The following is a 660-nucleotide window of genomic DNA, read 5'->3' as shown; positions in this document are numbered from 1 at the left end:
TGTACCCGGTGTTGCAGATGGCCTGCTCGATCGCGGGGGCGGGCAGGGAGTGCCCGCCGTCCTCGGTGTGGCCGCCGGAGACGCGACCGTCCTCGACCACGGAGACCAGCCGCACCCCGGGCTGGCGCGTCCCGAACACGGTCTCGGCGTCGGCGACAGCGCCGGCGCGGATGATGTCGAGGAAGAGGTCGTACTGGAGCTGTTCGTTCGAGCGTGGGTCGTCCACCAGTGCCTGTGCCTTCGCGGCCTCCTCGGCGTCCACGAACCGGGGTCCGCCCCGGCGCGGCCGCATCGCGGCGTCGCGCACCGCGGTCACGAATGCGGCTCATCGCATTTGAGCGTGTAGCGCTGGTCTGAACCCGCCGGTCTCGAGCAGGGATCTGGTGATGTAGTTGGTGAGGCTGCGGAAGCCGAGTGCGGAGCCGCGCAGGTGCTCGAGACGTCCATTGATCGCCTCAGTCGGGCCGTTGCTGGAGCCCGGGAGGTCGAAGAACGCGAGGATGTCCGCGCGACGCTTCTTGAGCGTCGCGGCGAGCTTGCGGACTTCGGCCAGGCCCGCGGGGATGCCGACTGTGAAGTTGTCGATGAGCGCCTCCATGAGTTGCTTGCCGACCTTCCGGTTCGGGGTGCGGTAGGCGGTGATCATCTGCTGGTAGACGC

The 660-nt window shown here is 68.8% G+C and carries 1 protein-coding gene and 1 pseudogene; both read right to left on the bottom strand.

The window, feature by feature from the left end; translation table 11 throughout:
* Positions 1 to 316, bottom strand: a pseudogene (locus ACYVGN_RS13395) (HNH endonuclease signature motif containing protein); the annotation flags it as partial.
* Positions 317 to 325: 9 nt separating this feature from the next.
* Positions 326 to 660, bottom strand: a 335-nt coding sequence (locus tag ACYVGN_RS13390; protein WP_460791360.1) for a transposase, incomplete at its 5' end; no start/stop codon positions are given.

Source organism: Microbacterium lacusdiani (assembly GCF_054779895.1).
The sequence above is the reverse complement of the archived record's forward strand: the minus strand, read 5'-3'. Positions and strand labels throughout refer to the sequence as shown.